Source organism: Pseudomonas sp. S31 (genome assembly GCF_016648105.1).
GTDB lineage: Bacteria > Pseudomonadota > Gammaproteobacteria > Pseudomonadales > Pseudomonadaceae > Aquipseudomonas.
In genome coordinates, this window is record NZ_JACVVE010000042.1 from 33,529 (window position 1) to 49,221 (window position 15,693).

14 protein-coding genes and 1 pseudogene are annotated in these 15,693 nt (G+C 59.1%); 10 read left to right on the forward strand and 5 right to left on the reverse strand.

The annotated features are described in order from the left end of the window. The first annotated feature begins 101 nt into the window (after positions 1-101). From IAE37_RS23810 to IAE37_RS23840, 7 genes are all read left to right on the forward strand, one after another. The gene (locus IAE37_RS23810) at positions 102-3,110 is read left to right on the forward strand and encodes a type I restriction endonuclease subunit R (protein ID WP_201177523.1); all 3,009 of its coding nucleotides are present in this window, start codon (positions 102-104) and stop codon (positions 3,108-3,110) included. After that, positions 3,100-4,398 (forward strand): restriction endonuclease subunit S, encoded by a 1,299-nt coding sequence (locus IAE37_RS23815; RefSeq protein WP_201177524.1) that lies wholly within the window; start codon positions 3,100-3,102, stop codon positions 4,396-4,398. The genes IAE37_RS23810 and IAE37_RS23815 overlap by 11 nt, the downstream gene beginning before the upstream one ends. After that, the gene (locus IAE37_RS23820; protein WP_201177526.1) at positions 4,395-5,594 is read left to right on the forward strand and encodes an anticodon nuclease; all 1,200 of its coding nucleotides are present in this window, start codon (positions 4,395-4,397) and stop codon (positions 5,592-5,594) included. Before IAE37_RS23815 ends, IAE37_RS23820 begins: the two co-directional genes overlap by 4 nt. Before the next feature lie 224 nt (positions 5,595-5,818). Then, entirely contained in the window at positions 5,819-7,426 is a 1,608-nt protein-coding gene (locus IAE37_RS23825) for a type I restriction-modification system subunit M (protein WP_201177528.1), read from the forward strand. Positions 7,427-8,043: 617 nt separating this feature from the next. Then, positions 8,044-8,412: a DUF4190 domain-containing protein gene (locus IAE37_RS23830; protein WP_201177529.1), complete on the forward strand. Its 369-nt coding sequence runs from the start codon at positions 8,044-8,046 to the stop codon at positions 8,410-8,412. A 10-nt stretch (positions 8,413-8,422) separates the two neighbouring features. Beyond that, on the forward strand, positions 8,423-8,878 hold the full coding sequence (locus tag IAE37_RS23835; protein WP_236410129.1) for a DUF805 domain-containing protein: 456 nt from the start codon (positions 8,423-8,425) through the stop codon (positions 8,876-8,878). Positions 8,879-9,059: 181 nt separating this feature from the next. Next, positions 9,060-9,497, forward strand: coding sequence for a CBS domain-containing protein (locus IAE37_RS23840; protein WP_192938608.1), 438 nt, complete (start codon positions 9,060-9,062; stop codon positions 9,495-9,497). Positions 9,498-9,503: 6 nt separating this feature from the next. Here the strand turns inward: IAE37_RS23840 and IAE37_RS23845 are convergent, their stop codons facing one another. The 3 genes from IAE37_RS23845 to IAE37_RS23855 all read right to left on the reverse strand — a co-directional run bounded on the left by IAE37_RS23845 (position 9,504) and on the right by IAE37_RS23855 (position 10,972). Next, entirely contained in the window at positions 9,504-10,142 is a 639-nt protein-coding gene (locus tag IAE37_RS23845) for an NADH:ubiquinone oxidoreductase subunit N (RefSeq protein ID WP_201177531.1), read from the reverse strand. A gap of 68 nt (positions 10,143-10,210) precedes the next feature. Then, entirely contained in the window at positions 10,211-10,453 is a 243-nt protein-coding gene (locus IAE37_RS23850) for a DUF2789 domain-containing protein (RefSeq protein ID WP_201177533.1), read from the reverse strand. A gap of 60 nt (positions 10,454-10,513) precedes the next feature. After that, a complete protein-coding gene (locus IAE37_RS23855; protein WP_201177535.1) occupies positions 10,514-10,972 on the reverse strand; it encodes an aminoacyl-tRNA deacylase in 459 nt (152 codons plus the stop codon). A 97-nt stretch (positions 10,973-11,069) separates the two neighbouring features. On the opposite strand from IAE37_RS23855, the pseudogene IAE37_RS23860 reads away from it, so the two are divergent. Further along, positions 11,070-11,648: pseudogene (locus IAE37_RS23860) on the forward strand (NfeD family protein); the annotation flags it as partial. A 2-nt stretch (positions 11,649-11,650) separates the two neighbouring features. Continuing rightward, positions 11,651-12,403, forward strand: a complete 753-nt coding sequence (locus IAE37_RS23865; RefSeq protein ID WP_201177537.1) for a slipin family protein — start codon at positions 11,651-11,653, stop codon at positions 12,401-12,403. 30 nt (positions 12,404-12,433) lie between these two features. Here the strand turns inward: IAE37_RS23865 and IAE37_RS23870 are convergent, their stop codons facing one another. Both IAE37_RS23870 and IAE37_RS23875 read right to left on the reverse strand, forming a co-directional pair. After that, the gene (locus IAE37_RS23870; protein ID WP_201177539.1) at positions 12,434-13,066 is read right to left on the reverse strand and encodes a LysE family transporter; all 633 of its coding nucleotides are present in this window, start codon (positions 13,064-13,066) and stop codon (positions 12,434-12,436) included. 188 nt (positions 13,067-13,254) lie between these two features. Beyond that, positions 13,255-15,165, reverse strand: a complete 1,911-nt coding sequence (locus IAE37_RS23875) for an ATP-binding cassette domain-containing protein (RefSeq protein WP_201177547.1) — start codon at positions 15,163-15,165, stop codon at positions 13,255-13,257. A gap of 50 nt (positions 15,166-15,215) precedes the next feature. On the opposite strand from IAE37_RS23875, the gene IAE37_RS23880 reads away from it, so the two are divergent. Further along, positions 15,216-15,693: TIGR02444 family protein (locus IAE37_RS23880; protein WP_201177549.1), on the forward strand; the 478-nt coding region annotated here is incomplete at its 3' end.

The window sequence follows — 15,693 nt, forward strand, 5'->3', positions numbered from 1 at the left end:
ACCAATACAGAACCCGCATATGCCTGCCCTTTCTCCACAACACATGGCCATTCAGTGAAGTCACGTTTTACTACGGGCCATACGAGCGCAGAGCACCCACAATGAGAGAGCAAAAAATCGAGCAGAGCTTTATCGACAAGCTAGTTGAGCTCAAGTACACCTACCGCGACGACATCACCGACCGCGCGTCGCTGGAACGTAACTTTCGTGAGAAATTCAACGCACTCAACCGCGTCACTCTGACCGATGGCGAGTTCACCCGTCTGCTCGACGAGATCGTGACGCCCGACGTGTTCACGGCAGCACGCACCCTGCGCGAGCGCAATGCCTTCACCCGTGAAGACGGCACTCCGCTGAACTATGCCCTGGTCAATATCAAAGACTGGTGCAAAAATACCTTCGAGGTGGTCAATCAGCTACGCATCAACACCGACAACAGCCACCACCGTTTCGATGTGCTCATCCTCATCAACGGTGTGCCATGCGTTCAAGTCGAGCTGAAAACCCTGGGTGTCAACCCGCGTCGTGCCATGGAGCAAATCGTCGAATACAAAAACGACCCCGGCAACGGCTACAGCAAAACCCTGCTGTGCTTCATGCAGATGTTTATTGTCAGCAACCGCGACAACACCTACTACTTTGCCAACAACAACGTCCGGCACTTCTCGTTCAACGCCGATGAGCGCTTTCTACCTATCTACCAGTTTGCTGACGAAGCGAACAAAAAGATTAACTGCCTCGACCGCTTTGCCGAGACCTTCCTCGCCAAATGTACGCTTGGCCAGACCATCAGCCGCTATATGGTGCTGATCGCCAGCGAGCAGAAACTCATGATGATGCGCCCGTATCAGGTCTATGCGGTCAAGGCCATCGTCGAGTGCATCGAGCAGAACTGCGGCAATGGCTACATTTGGCACACTACCGGCAGCGGCAAAACCCTCACCTCCTTCAAGGCCTCCACTCTGCTCAAGGACAACTCCGAGATCGAGAAATGCCTCTTCGTAGTCGACCGCAAAGACCTCGATCGCCAGACCCGTGAGGAATTCAACAAATTCCAGGAAGGCTGTGTCGAGGAAAACACCAACACCGCCGCCCTGGTGCGCCGTCTGCTGTCCGAGGATTATGCCGACAAGGTGATCGTCACCACCATCCAGAAACTCGGCCTCGCCCTGAATGAAAGCAGCAAGCGCAACAAACAGCGCAAACGCAACGCCCAGCCTACCTACAAAGAGCTACTGGCCCCGCTGCGCGACAAACGCATGGTGTTCATCTTCGATGAGTGCCACCGCTCCCAGTTCGGCGACAACCACAAGGCCATCAAGGAGTTCTTTCCCAAGGCTCAGCTCTTTGGCTTTACCGGCACGCCCATCTTTGAAGAGAACGCCACACGGGTAAAAGTGGAAGGCGAACAGGCGTCTTATCAAACAACCGATGAACTGTTCGAGAAGCAGCTCCACGCCTACACCATCACTCACGCAATCGAAGACACCAACGTACTGCGCTTTCATATTGACTACTTCAAGCCAGAAGGCAAGAAAACGCCCAAGCCAGGGGAAGCCTTGGCCAAGCGCGCCGTGGTCGAAGCCATTCTCGCCAAGCACGACATGGCCACTGCCCAACGCCGCTTCAATGCCATTCTGGCAACGACCAGCATCAACGACGCCATTGAATACCACGGCTTGTTTGCCGAAGTGCAACAGGCCAAAGGCCAAGTCGACTCAGAATACCAGCCGCTGAATATCGCCTGCGTGTTCTCGCCGCCTGCCGAAGGCAATGCCGACGTCAAACAGATTCAGGAAGACCTACCGCAAGAAAAGCAGGACAACGAAGAAGACCCAGAAGGCAAGAAAGCCGCTCTCAAAACCATCCTGGCCGACTACAACCAGCGCTACGGCGGCAACCACAGCATCGGCGAGTTCGACTCCTACTATCAGGACGTGCAAAAGCGCATCAAAGACCAGCAGTGGCCCAATGCCGACTACCCCCACGCACAGAAAATCGACATCACCATCGTGGTCGACATGCTGCTTACCGGCTTCGACTCCAAGTACCTGAACACCTTGTACGTGGACAAAAACCTCAAGTACCACGGTTTGATCCAGGCGTTCTCACGCACCAACCGCGTGCTGAACAGCACCAAGCCCTACGGCAACATTCTGGATTTCCGCCAGCAGCAAGAGGCGGTTGACACTGCCATTACCCGTTTCTCGGGCGAGCAGAGCGGCAAACCGGCCCGTGAAATCTGGCTGGTAGACAAAGCTCCGGTGGTGATTGAAAAACTCCAGGCCGCCGTGCAAAAGCTCGACGACTTCATGCGCTCCCAAGGCCTGGCCTGCGCACCGGAAGACGTACACAACCTCAAAGGCGACAATGCCCGCGCCGCCTTTATCAGAAGCTTCAAAGAAGTGCAGCGTCTGAAAACCCAGCTCGACCAATACACCGACCTTACTGCTGACAACGCAGCCGCCATCGAACAGATTCTGCCAAAGGAAAGCCTGCTGGGCTTTCGTGGTGCCTATCTGGAAACGGCCCAGCGCCTCAAGGCCCAGCAGGAAAATAACGACAAGGGTGAAGGCGGCAACAACGAGATCGTGGATCAGCTCGACTTCGAGTTCGTACTCTTCGCCTCTGCCGTGATCGATTACGACTACATCATGGATTTAATGTCGCGCTTCTCGCAGCAAGAGCCGAGCAAGCAGAAGATGAGCCGCGAACAACTGATCGGCCTGATCCAGGCAGACGCCAAGTTCATCAACGAGCGCGACGATATTGCTGCCTATATCGCCACGCTCAAGGCTGGCGAAGGTCTGAGCGAAAGCGCCATCCGCGAGGGCTACAGCCACTTCAAGCAACGCAAGGATGCCGCCGAAATTACGGATATTGCCAGCCGGCACCAGCTCCCCCCAGCTGCCCTGCAAGCGTTCGTCGAAGGCATTCTGCAACGCATGATTTTCGACGGCGACCAGCTCAGCGACCTGATGGAGCCACTCGACCTAGGCTGGAAAGCCCGTGCTCAGGCTGAAGAGGCGCTGATGAAAGAGTTGTACCCCCTTCTTAATAAACGTGCCCAAGGCCGCGAGATTTCAGGACTGAGCGCGTATGAGCAGTAAGCAAAAAGCAAGTGATGTGATGGAAGAGAACAAATTGGCATTACTGCCGAAGCTGAGGTTCCCAGAGTTCCGTGAGGCAAACGGCTGGAAACCTTTGAAGCTGCAAAAAGTATCAGTACCCATTACTGAGCGAGTAGGCCAAAAAAAACTCACAGCGGTAAGTATTTCCGCTGGAATTGGATTTGTGCCACAGGCTGAAAAATTTGGCCGAGACATTTCAGGCAACCAGTATCAGCGTTATACCTTGGTCAAAGACGGCGACTTTGTTTTTAACAAAGGCAATTCACTTAGATTTCCGCAAGGTTGCGTTTATCTATTGCAAGGATGGGGGCAAGTTGCAGCACCAAGTGTCTTCATATGTTTCCGGCTCAAAGAAGGTTACTCGAACGGCTTCTTTCAGAACTGCTTTGAGCAAAACCAGCATGGTAATCAGCTCAAGAAGAACATCACAAGCGGGGCACGTAGCAATGGCTTGCTGAATATCAGCAAAGAGACCTTCTTTAGTGTCGAAATCGCGACACCCAGCCTCCTCGAACAACAAAAAATCGCAGACTGCCTAAGTTCGTTGGACGAGCTGATCGCCACGCAAAGCCGCAAGGTGGATGCACTCAAAACCCATAAAAAGGGACTGATGCAGCAGCTTTTCCCCCGCGAAGGGGAAACCCAACCGCGCCTGCGCTTCCCCGAATTCAAAAGCGCTGGAGAGTGGAAGGAAGACACTCTCGAAAGCCTATGCACCGCCAAAATCTCTTATGGCATTGTTCAAGCTGGGCCACATATCTCAAACGGGATGCCTTACATCAAGAGTTCGGACTTAAACTCTGAGCTTTGCCTCGACACGCTTAGCCGCACGTCTGATGCAATCGCCCAAAAATACCGAAGGTCAGAGGTAACACCAGGTGACCTAGTGTTTTCACTCAGAGGGAATATTGGAGTAGCTCAGATCGTCCCCAAAGACATACCAGTGGCTAATTTAACGCAGGGAACTGCAAGGATTAGAACCAAAGGCCCGTCACAGTTTTTCCTCCAAGCGCTTCGGTGCCCATCTGTCCACGGCAAAATTCTTGCCGTTAGCAAAGGCAGCACATTTCAAGAAATCTCCTTGGAAGCCTTGCGAAACATCCGGCTGTTTCATCCCTCAATTGCCGAACAACAACGAATCGCCTCGTGCCTCACCAGTCTCGACGCCCTAATCACCGCACACACCCAGAAACTCGAAGCCCTCAAGACTCACAAAAAAGGCCTGATGCAACAGCTATTTCCCACAACGGAGGTGGTTAAAGCATGAGTGAGAAGGCAAAGATTCACCGCTATACCAGCTTGCGGGGGCTGGTCACTCGCCTGCGGGATGACCTGAACGGTGGCGGCCAGGACTTCGTGCTGCTTTACGCCTACAACGGTACGGGCAAAACGCGGCTGACGATGGAATTCAAAGACGCGGGCAAACGCAAGAATAAGGGTCAGCCGGACACCCTGTACTTCAACGCCTTCACCGAAGACTTATTCCGCTGGGACAACGATCTAGAGCACGACCGCGAACGGCGGCTGCACATCAATAAAGAGTCGAAGTTTTTCAGGGGTCTTAGAGACTTGGTCCTGGATGAGCGCATCGCCTATTACCTGCGGCGCTATGCCGACTTTGGCTTCGACATCGACTATGAGAGTTGGACCGTCAGCTTTAACAAGGGCGAGGATGACGCCGCACCTCGGCATATCAAGGTGTCGCGAGGTGAAGAGAATATCTTTATCTGGTGCGTGTTCATGGCCATCTGTGAGCGGGTGATCGACGGGGCAGAGTCCTATCAATGGGTGAACTACCTCTATATCGACGACCCCATCACCTCGCTGGACGACAATAACGCGATTGCAGTGGCCAGCGATCTGGCCCACTTGCTGCGCAAGGCCAAAGGCCGCACCCGCGCCGAACCTGACACAGCAAACGGCCCAGGCGCGCCTGAAGCTGCGCCCCGGCAGGTGCCGGTGCCGATCAAGGGGGTAGTGTCGTCACACCACGCGTTATTCTACAACGTGATGTGCAACGAGCTGAAAACCGAAAAGCAGAGGAAATATCTCCTGCAGCGCCCTGAACGCGGCAACGCTTACACTTTGCGTTCTACAGATGACACGCCATTTTTTCACCACGTGTCCATTTTGGCCGAGCTGAAAATGGCCAAAGACAGCGGCAGGCTCTACACCTACCACTTCAATATGCTGCGCAGCATTTTGGAGAAAACTGCCACCTTCTTCGGGCGTGATGACTTTTCCGCCTGCATTCACGGCCTCGACGATGCCGACCTCTTTGCCCGCGCCCTGAACCTGCTGAGCCACGGCAAATACGACATCTACCAGCCGAGCGAGATGGTGGACGACAACAAGCAGTTATTCGGAGAAATTCTGGATGCGTTCTTGAATCGCTATGAGTTCACCCTGCCCGAGGTTTTTGCGCAGCCTGCCTCGAAACGACGCGGAGCTACACCAGCATGAGCGAACAGCCCCTATTTTGCGCCGCTATCAATGCCATCCTGGCACGAGCTCGCTGCCAAGCTAGATATCCCGCCATGCTTTACGCCTATAGGCTGATTAGCTCGATTACCGGCGCATATTTCCCACGATGAACAATCTAGTGCGGAGATCGCGCGTGAGAAACGCTTGATCGGCGGGCTCGACAGCGAGCCTTTACCCGCCAAATCGGACGACGACACATTATCATGACCGAACAGAATCAAAAACAACTGGGCAACACTCTCTGGGCCATTGCCGATCAATTGCGTGGGGCGATGAATGCGGACGATTTCCGCGATTACATGCTGTCTTTTCTCTTCCTGCGTTATCTGTCGGATAACTACGAGGCAGCAGCCAAGAGGGAGTTAGGCAGGGAGTATCCCAGCGTTGAAGGTGAGGATCGCCGCGTGCCGCTGGCACTCTGGTATGCCAACAACCCGCATGACATCCCTGAGTTTGAAAAACAGATGCGCCGCAAGGTGCATTATGTCATCCGCCCGCCACACCTTTGGAACAGCATCGCCAATATGGCGCGCACCCAGCACGGCGATCTGCTCACGACGCTGCAAGCGGGCTTCAATTACATCGAAACCGAGTCGTTCGAGAGCACCTTCCAGGGCCTGTTCTCCGAGATCAATCTTGGCTCAGACAAACTGGGCAGAACCTATGCGGATCGCAACGCCAAGCTCTGTACCATCATCCAGAAAATCGCCGAGGGACTCGTCGACTTCTCAAAAGACATAGATGCGCTTGGCGATGCCTACGAATACCTGATCGGCCAGTTTGCTGCTGGCTCAGGCAAGAAGGCGGGCGAGTTCTACACCCCGCAACAGGTGTCCGACATCCTGTCCGCTATCGTCACTCTCGACAGCCAAGATCCCAAGACCGGCACCAAGAAACGCCTGGAAAGCGTGCTGGACTTCGCCTGCGGCTCGGGCTCGCTGCTGCTTAATGTGCGCAAGCGCATGGGCGCCCATGGTATCGGCAAGATTTACGGCCAGGAAAAGAACATCACCACCTACAACCTGGCCCGCATGAACATGCTGCTGCACGGGGTCAAGGACACCGAGTTCGAGATTTACCACGGCGATACCCTGAGTAACGACTGGGACATCTTGCGTGAGCTGAACCCGGCGAAAAAACCTGTGTTCGATGCTGTGGTCGCAAATCCGCCCTTCAGCTACCGGTGGGACCCAAGCGAAACCATGGCCGATGACGTGCGCTTCAAAAATCACGGCCTGGCGCCGAAATCGGCGGCAGACTTTGCCTTTCTGCTGCACGGCTTTCACTTTTTGAAGGACGAAGGCGTGATGGCCATTATCCTGCCCCATGGCGTGCTGTTTCGGGGCGGCGCCGAGGAGCGCATCCGTACCAAGCTGCTCAAGGACGGTCATATCGACACGGTAATTGGCCTGCCGTCGAACCTTTTTTACTCGACAGGTATTCCGGTCTGTATCCTCGTGCTGAAAAAGTGTAAACAGCCCGATGACGTCTTGTTCATCAACGCGGCAGAGCATTTCAGCAAAGTTAAGCGCCAGAACCAACTGACCAAAGACCACATTGCCAAAATCATCGATACCTACCAGTTTCGCCAGGAGGAGCCCCGCTATTCACGCAGGGTGGAAATGCAAGAAATCGAGAAAAACGGCTTTAACTTGAACATTTCTCGATACCTCAGTACCACCAGCGCAGAGCAAGAAATTGAATTGAACGCGGTTAGTCACGAACTGGCCGCTTTGGAAGAATCTATCAAGAAGGCTCGGGACAAACACAACGCATTCCTGAAAGAGCTTGGGCTATCGCTATTGGTATAGACCGCGAAGCTATTCAATCGGATCATACGGTGCTGGAGGGGTGCCAACGCCTTGCTATGCTCAAAAATTAACAATTCAACTCGGTACAGGATCGTCGTATAGCGGTGACTAGCGGCGACCTGCCCCCTGAGCAGATGTCTCTGGTGTTGTTCAGCGAAGCAGTGATGCCGCAAATCGTCCATTTCTGGTCATCCACAGCTCCCCCTCTGATTAGCTCAACAATTAGGTGTGCGGTCATACCTCAAAATTGGTTGCCACAAATCTGCCACACTCGCCCAGCTAACCGGGGCGAAAACCCGCTAACCCCAGCTACCACAACCCATTGAAATTCCAGCTAATCCCCGCTAACGTACTGATTCCAAACGCCGACTTTTAGGACTCCGAAGGCAGGGGTCGTGGGTTCGAATCCCGCCGAGTGCGCCATCTTCATGACAGAGCCCGCCACGTGCGGGCTTTGTCGTTTCTGCTGGCCCCCACTCGGCAGCAGAACGGCATTCCCAGCGCGCCACTGTTTCGCCATTCACGAAATGTTTGGTAACCTCTGCGCGCCCTCCACGATGGCAGTGGCAAGAATTTTCGACAGGGACACGCTCGAAGAGCGCTACAAAGGATTGCTAATGGCAATGGTATTTTGCCGCGGCTGTGCTCATCAGCTGCACGAAACGGCGCACACCTGCCCGCAATGCGGCGCTCCTCAGTTCGCCGTCCCCGCCAAGCCCCAGGCCACCGGCAGTCAATCGTCCGGGCTGGGCATCACCTCCTTGATCATCGGCATCATCTGCCTGCTGACGCTGTTCGATGACGGCGCCTGGGATAACGAATCCCTGACGGGCATGAGCATGATCGGCGGCCTCGGCCTGCTGCTCGGCATCATCGGTATCACCCAGAACAGACCCGCCAATGGCCTGGCCATCGCCGGCGTGGTCATGGCCAGCATTTCGCTGGCCTGCTTCCTGGGACTGTTTTCGCAAGTCAACCAACTGTGAGGGATTACAAATGAGCATGGTGTTCTGCCGCGGCTGCGCCAAGGAAATTCATGAGTCGGCACTGAGCTGCCCAGGCTGCGGTGCAACCCAGGTTGCCAGCGGCAGCATGGCAGCTGCCGCCGACAACACGCCGATCACCTTCGGCAATGTCTTCATGCATGTGATGCGCAAGTACGCCGAGTTCCAGGGCCGTGCGCGGCGCAAGGAGTATTGGTTGTTCGTCCTGGTCAGCACGCTGATCGTGCTGGGCTTCACGGTGATCGAAACCATCCTCAACATCCCGCAGGTCCTCAGTACCCTGGCTAACCTGGCCATGATGGTGCCGAGCATCGCCGTGGGCGTGCGTCGCCTGCATGACAGCGACCGCAGCGGCTGGTGGCTGCTGCTGCCGATCGTCAACCTGGTGTTCCTGTGCCTGGACAGCACCCCGGGCGACAACCGCTTCGGCCGCAATCCGAAAGCCTGAGCGCATCGGCAGCGCTGATGAACAGCGGGCAGCCAGTGGGCTGCCCTTTTTGTGCCTGCGGTCTGGGCCAATGACGTTTTTCAATCGCCTCCATGCCGTTTCCTGCATTGCCGTGCAAGGCGCCGTGCCGGATGCTTTATTTACTCCGACAGGTCGTACTTTTCACCCCGCAGAGGCCCTTATGAAGAACGTCGAACAACTGCTCAAGACCAAGTCCCAGCATCAGACCGTGTACACCATCGGCCCTGACGACTCGGTGCTGGAGGCCCTCAAGCTGCTGGCGGAAAAGAACATCGGTGCGCTCCCGGTGGTGGAGGACGGACAGGTGGTAGGCATCGTCAGTGAGCGCGACTACGCGCGCAAGCTGGTGCTCAAGGGTCGCTCGTCGGCGGCCACGCCGGTGCGGGAAATCATGAGCGCGCCAGTGGTCACGGTCGAGCCCAGGAAGAAGCTGGACGATTGCATGCAATTGATGACCGACCGCCACTTGCGCCACCTGCCGGTGGTCGATGGCGGCAAGCTGCTCGGCTTGCTGTCGATCGGTGACCTGGTCAAGGAAACCATCGCCGAGCAAGCAGGCCTGATCCAGCAGCTGGAGCAATACATCCGCGGCGAATGATCGGCCTCAGTGGTAGGCACGCTCCAGTTCGTCGAGCTGGTGATCGAAACTGCGCAGGCGTGCCGACCAGGTGTACACCAGCACCTCCAGGTCGCGATTGAGCACCGCGGTGTTGCCGCGGCCCGTGCTGGAGGGCTCGCACAAATCCAACTGATAACGTTCGCGCGCCATGGCCGTGGCCACGCTGGAGAGGTCGCGGGCATTGGCCAGCCAGTGGTGGTGGTGGTCGTGGACCTCACGGTCCAGCGCCCGGCACTGGCGCTTGAGGGCATCCAGGCTCTGCTCCAGCGGCGTGCCCTTGAGCTCGCCCATGACCTCCTCGAAGGTCCGCCCGGAATGCCAGTAGCTGCCCCAGAAGTAGCGGTCGAACACCGTCTCGACCCGGCGCAGGGCTACCTTGGTGTTCCAGATGGTCAGCAACGTTCGGCCTTGGATCACCTCACGCTTGTTCAGGTGCCATTGCTGCCAGGCGATCCAGGTCAACGCCACCAACGTCGCTGCCGCAGTGACCGCTGCCGCTGCGTACAGAAACTGCACCGCCTGGTTCATCTGGTGCGTGTGGCGGATGCCGTAGAAGTAACCGGCCGTCAGTGTGCCCAGGATCGTCACGGAGCACCAGAAACCTGGCACATAGGGATCTTTCATCGCGATATCCCCTTATTGTTTTCCTGAGCATAGCAACGGCCAAATTACTCACAGGTGCCGCTCGGCGCTTATTTTTTCTGGGGATGCAGCGCTTCGTTGAGTTGATCGATCATGGGTATCCAATCGGCATCCTCGGCGTAGCTTTCCTTGAGGAAAGCGCGCTGGGACTCGTTCCAGAACGGCGCATCCACCAGCTTGATGTCGTCGTCGAGCGGCGAATGCGTGGTGATGAATCGCTCGATGTCAGTCGGGTCGTCCGATAGGCCGAGCTGCTTGAAGATCTCCGAAAACGGATGAATCGGTGCGTCCATGTTGCCTCCTGGGCGCCAGGGCGGTTGTCCACGACACCGCCCGGCATGGGTTGAAGAACATCAGCACAATTCGCGCACTTCGGCGCGCGGGACCAGTTTCAGGTATTGCTCCATGCTCATGTGGATCAGGTGATCGTGGTCACCTGCCTCCAGGTAGACATCGCCCTGACGGGTAAGACTCGAATCGAGCAGCATGTTTATCTGGTAGGCATCGCCGAGCGCCGGCACAGCGCCGCGCTCGCAGTCGCCGAACAGGCTCGGCAGACCGCTTTCGCGGGTCAGTTGCCAGGCGCCGGTCATGCGCACCTTGCTCATGTCCAGGTGCCGGTTGGCCGGCAACACGGCCATGATGTAGTTGCCATGGCGATCGTCGAGCATCACCGACTTGGCGACCCGCTCGGCGGGCACGCCCGCGGTACGGGCCGACTCGAGGCTGCTGGCCGAATGTGGATGGGGAATGATGTCGTAGTCGCAGTTGGCCTGGTCCAGGCGCTGCTGCAGAGTCTTGGCCATACGCATGATGCACCTCCGGATGATCCCCCAATCTTCAATTTTAGGCCGAGCACCGCCAGGCATGACTAAACTTTACCTATAGGCCTCGACGAGGTGACGACAGGTGAACCCAAGAAGTAGCCGCTGGTCGCTGCTGGCGATGCTGGCCCTGGCTATGGCCAGCCAAGCCGCATCGGGCGTGCCCACGCCCGACGCGGGCAGCAGCCTGCAGACGCTCATCAGCCATCCCGGCATGGCGCTGATCGCGCTTGGCTTCGCCTGCATCGCCGCCGAGGCGCTGCTGCCCAGCTATGGCGTCGTCGGCATTGGCGGGATCGTCGCCTGCGTGGTCGGCGCGCTGCTCCTGGTCGATAGCGATGTGCCCGGTTTCGCTCGATCCACGGCCTTGATCGCGATCCTGGCGGTGTTGCTGGCACTGCTGGTCGCCGGTGCGCTGGCGATGGCCATCAAGGCGCGGCGTCGAGCGTTGGTCAGCGGGGATGCCGGCCTGGTCGGCAGCCTGGCGACCGTCACCCGGGTGACGGCGGACGCCCCGCGCAACGGTATGGTGCAGGCCCAGGGGGAACAGTGGCAGGTCCAAAGCGCGACACCCTTGCGCCTCGGCCAGCAGGTGCGGATCACTGCACGCCAGGGGCTGATACTGCAGGTGAGCGCCACCGCGCCCGCGGCGCAAGGAGAATGACCATGTTCATGCAGGTGGGTTTCGCCGCCGTGCTGGTGGTGCTGGCCATGCTGTTGCTTTCGGCCTTTCGCATCCTGCGCGAGTACGAGCGGGGTGTGGTGTTCCAACTGGGGCGCTTCTGGCAGGTCAAGGGGCCGGGGCTGATCCTGCTGATCCCGGTGGTCCAGCAGATGGTCCGGGTCGATCTGCGCACCGTGGTGCTGGACGTGCCGCCACAGGATGTGATCACCCGCGACAACGTATCGGTCAAGGTCAACGCGGTGGTGTACTTCCGCGTGCTCGACCCGCAAAAGGCGATCATCCAGGTCGAGGACTTTCTCGCCGCCACCAGCCAACTGGCGCAGACCACGCTACGCGCGGTACTTGGCAAGCACGAGCTGGACGAACTGCTGGCCGAGCGCGAGCAGCTCAATTCGGATATTCGTCAGGTGCTGGATGCGCAGACCGATGCGTGGGGCATCAAGGTGGCCAACGTCGAGATCAAGCACGTCGACCTCAACGAGTCGATGGTCCGCGCCATCGCCCGCCAGGCCGAGGCCGAACGCGAACGACGGGCCAAGGTCATCCATGCCGAAGGGGAATTGCAGGCTTCGGAGAAACTGATGCAGGCGGCGCAAATGCTCGGCAAGGAGCCAGGCGCGATGCAATTGCGCTACATGCAGACCTTGGGCGCGATTGCCGGGGACAAGAGCTCGACCATCGTCTTTCCGTTACCGGTGGACCTGCTCAAGGGGCTGGTGGACAAGCCTAAATGACGGGGGCGCGCCTGGCGCCCCCGAAGCCGATCAGATTGGTGCGCGGCGCAGGGTCGCGAGGAATGTGGCAGCGCCGATGAACAGCCCGGCGAAAGTGCGGTTCAGGCGCTTCTGCTGCTTAGGCGTGCGCAGCACCCGCAGGACGCGGGCGGCCAGGCCGGTGTAGCCCGCCATCACCAGCAGGTCGACACTGACCATGGTCACGGTGATCGCCACGTACTGGGCCAACAGCGGCGCATGCGGGTTGATGAATTGCGGCAGCACCGCAAGCATGAACACCAGGGCCTTGGGGTTGCTGACGTTGACCAGGAAACCACGGAACACCAGGCTCAGCGGCTTGCCGATCGGGCGCACGCCGGATTCGTCGGTCATGTCCATCGGCAAGGCTCGCCACTGCTTGTAGGCCAGGTATACGAGATAGGCGACCCCGAACCACTTGATCACCAGGAAGGCCGTGGCGGATGCGGCGAGCACGGCGCCGACACCGGCGGCGATGATGGCGATCTGCACGATCAGGCCCAGTTGCAGGCCCAGGGCATTCCAGTAACCACGCCAGAAACCGTACTGCAGCCCGCTGGACATCGAGGCGATCGCCCCGGCACCCGGCGACAGGCTGATGATCCAGCACGCGGCAAAGAAGCCCAGCCACACTTCCATCGACATCACACACCTCGCTTCGCTCGAACAAATGTTGCAAAACGTTAAATTAAGCGGTTGGCGAAAAAATGACCAGTGAATTGTGGGGATTTCGATGCTTGTACCGACCTCTTCGCGGGTAAACCCGCTCCTACAGCAGTCACTGCAGGAGCGGGTTTACCCGCGAAGAGGTCGGCACTGGCAACATCAATGCCTCAAGACAGCGCCTCAAGCTCAGCCTGCATGCTCTCGAGGGTTTCCAGGGCCTCCATCCAGCCCTCCTCCAACTCGCCCTCGCGCTGCTTGAGCTTGGTCTGCCTGGCCAGCAGGTCACGCAGCTCATCCTTGCGCGCGGCCTCGTACAAACCGCTGTCGCCCAAGGCAGCTTCGATCTCGGCCAGCTGCGCATGCACCTGGTTGAGTTCGCTCTCGAGCTTGTCGGCGGCCTTCTTGTGCGGCGCCAACTGCTGGCGCAAAGCCGCGGCAGCCTGGCGCTGGGCCTTCTTGTCGGTCTTGTCCGGGTTGACCGGCGCGCTGCTGGCGGGCGCACTGCGCTGGCGGTACTCGACCAGCCAGCGGCTGTAGTCGTCGAGGTCACCGTCGAAGGTATCGACCTTGCCATCGGCCACCAGCAGGAAGTCGTCGGTGGTGCTCTTGAGCAGATGACGATCGTGGGAAACCACCACCACAGCACCTGCGAATTCCTGCAGGGCCATGGTCAGGGCCAGGCGCATCTCCAGGTCCAGATGGTTGGTCGGTTCGTCGAGCAGCAGCAGGTTGGGCCGTTCCCAGGCGATCAATGCCAGGGCCAGGCGGGCCTTCTCGCCACCGGAGAAGTTCAGCACCGGCTCGTCGACGCGATCGCCATGGAAGTCGAAGCCACCGAGGAAGTCGCGCAAGGTCTGCTCGCGTTCGTTCGGGGCGATGCGTTGCAGGTGCAGCAACGGGCTGGCCTTGTCGTCGAGCGAGTCGAGCTGATGCTGGGCGAAGTAGCCCACCGCCAGGTTCTCGCCACGCACCAGGCGCCCGGACAACGGCTCGAGTTCGCCTGCGAGGTTCTTGATGAGGGTCGACTTGCCCGCGCCGTTGGGACCCAGCAGGCCAATCCGCGCACCTGGCGTCAGCTGCAGCTTGACCTTGTCGAGAATGGCCTTGTCGCCATAGCCCAGGCGCCCTTCGGAGAGGTCGAGCAACGGGCTGGAGATCTTCTGCGATTCGCGGAAGACGAAGTCGAACGGCGAATCGACATGCGCCGCCGACAGCTCCTCCATGCGCTCCAGGGCCTTGATCCGGCTCTGCGCCTGACGGGCCTTGGTGGCCTGGGCCTTGAAGCGGGCGATGTACTTTTCCATGTGCGCGCGCTGGGCCTGCTGCTTCTCGTAGGCCTGCTGCTGCTGCGCCAGGCGCTCGGCGCGGGTACGCTCGAAGGCGCTGTAGCCGCCCTTGTACAGGTTGAGCTTGCGTTGCTCGACGTGCAGCACATGATCGACCACGGCATCGAGGAAGTCGCGGTCGTGGGAGATCAGCAACAGCGTGCCGGGGTAGCCCTTGAGCCAGTCTTCCAGCCAGAGGATGGCATCGAGGTCCAGGTGGTTGGTGGGTTCGTCGAGCAGTAGCAGGTCGGACGGGCACATCAGCGCCTGGGCCAGGTTCAGGCGCATCCGCCAGCCACCGGAAAAATCGCCGACGCGGCGGTCCATCTGCTCGTTGGTGAAGCCCAGGCCCGCCAGCAGCTTGCGCGCGCGGGCATCGGCGGTGTAGCCATCGGCGCTTTCCAGCTCACTGTGCAGGCGCGCCAGGGCGGTGCCGTCGTGGGCCGCCTCGGCCACCGCCAGCTCGCCCTGCACCTTGCGCAGGCGCGCGTCGCCATCGAGCACGTAGTCCACGGCCAGGCGGTCGAGGGTATCGACCTCCTGGCGCATGTGCGCGATGCGCCAGTCACCGGGCAACTGGCAGTCGCCGGCATCGGGCGTCAGCTCGCCGCGCAGCAAGGCGAACAGGCTGGATTTTCCGGCACCGTTGGCGCCGATCAGGCCGGCTTTGTGACCGGCGTGCAGGGTCATCTCGGCGCCTTCTAGCAAGCGCTGCGGACCACGCTGTAAAGTGAGGTTGGATAGTCTGATCATGATGGTCGCGGAGTCTACCAGCTTCCTCGGCCCGTAGCGTGAGTGGAATGATGCACACCGACCTGTGGAATCACGCCCTGGCCGTGTATGGCCGGCCCGGCGTGGAAAGCGCCTGCCTGACCTTGCAGGGCCTGGGCGGCGACGTTTGTCTGCTGCTGTGCGCAACCTGGCTGCAAGCCCGTGGGGTGGTAGTGAGCGCGGCGCGTATCGAGGCCCTGCGCGACATTGCCGAACCCTGGCAACGCGAGGTGATCGGCCCGCTGCGCACACTGCGTCGGCAATGGCGAACCGCCGCGCACGAAGATGCCACCCTGGGGGCGCTACGTGCCCAAGTGAAGGCGTTGGAACTGGAAGCGGAAAAGACGTTGCTGGCGCGGCTACAGGCCTGCTCGGAACAATGGCCCCCAGGCCCGGGTGGGCCTACGGACGACTGGCTGGAAGGGCTGGCGCCCGGCCAGGCCCTGGGCCACGACGCGCTGTTGCAACTGCGCGTCGCGGGCCCGGGGCTTCAAGAGGCCGATGTCGGCG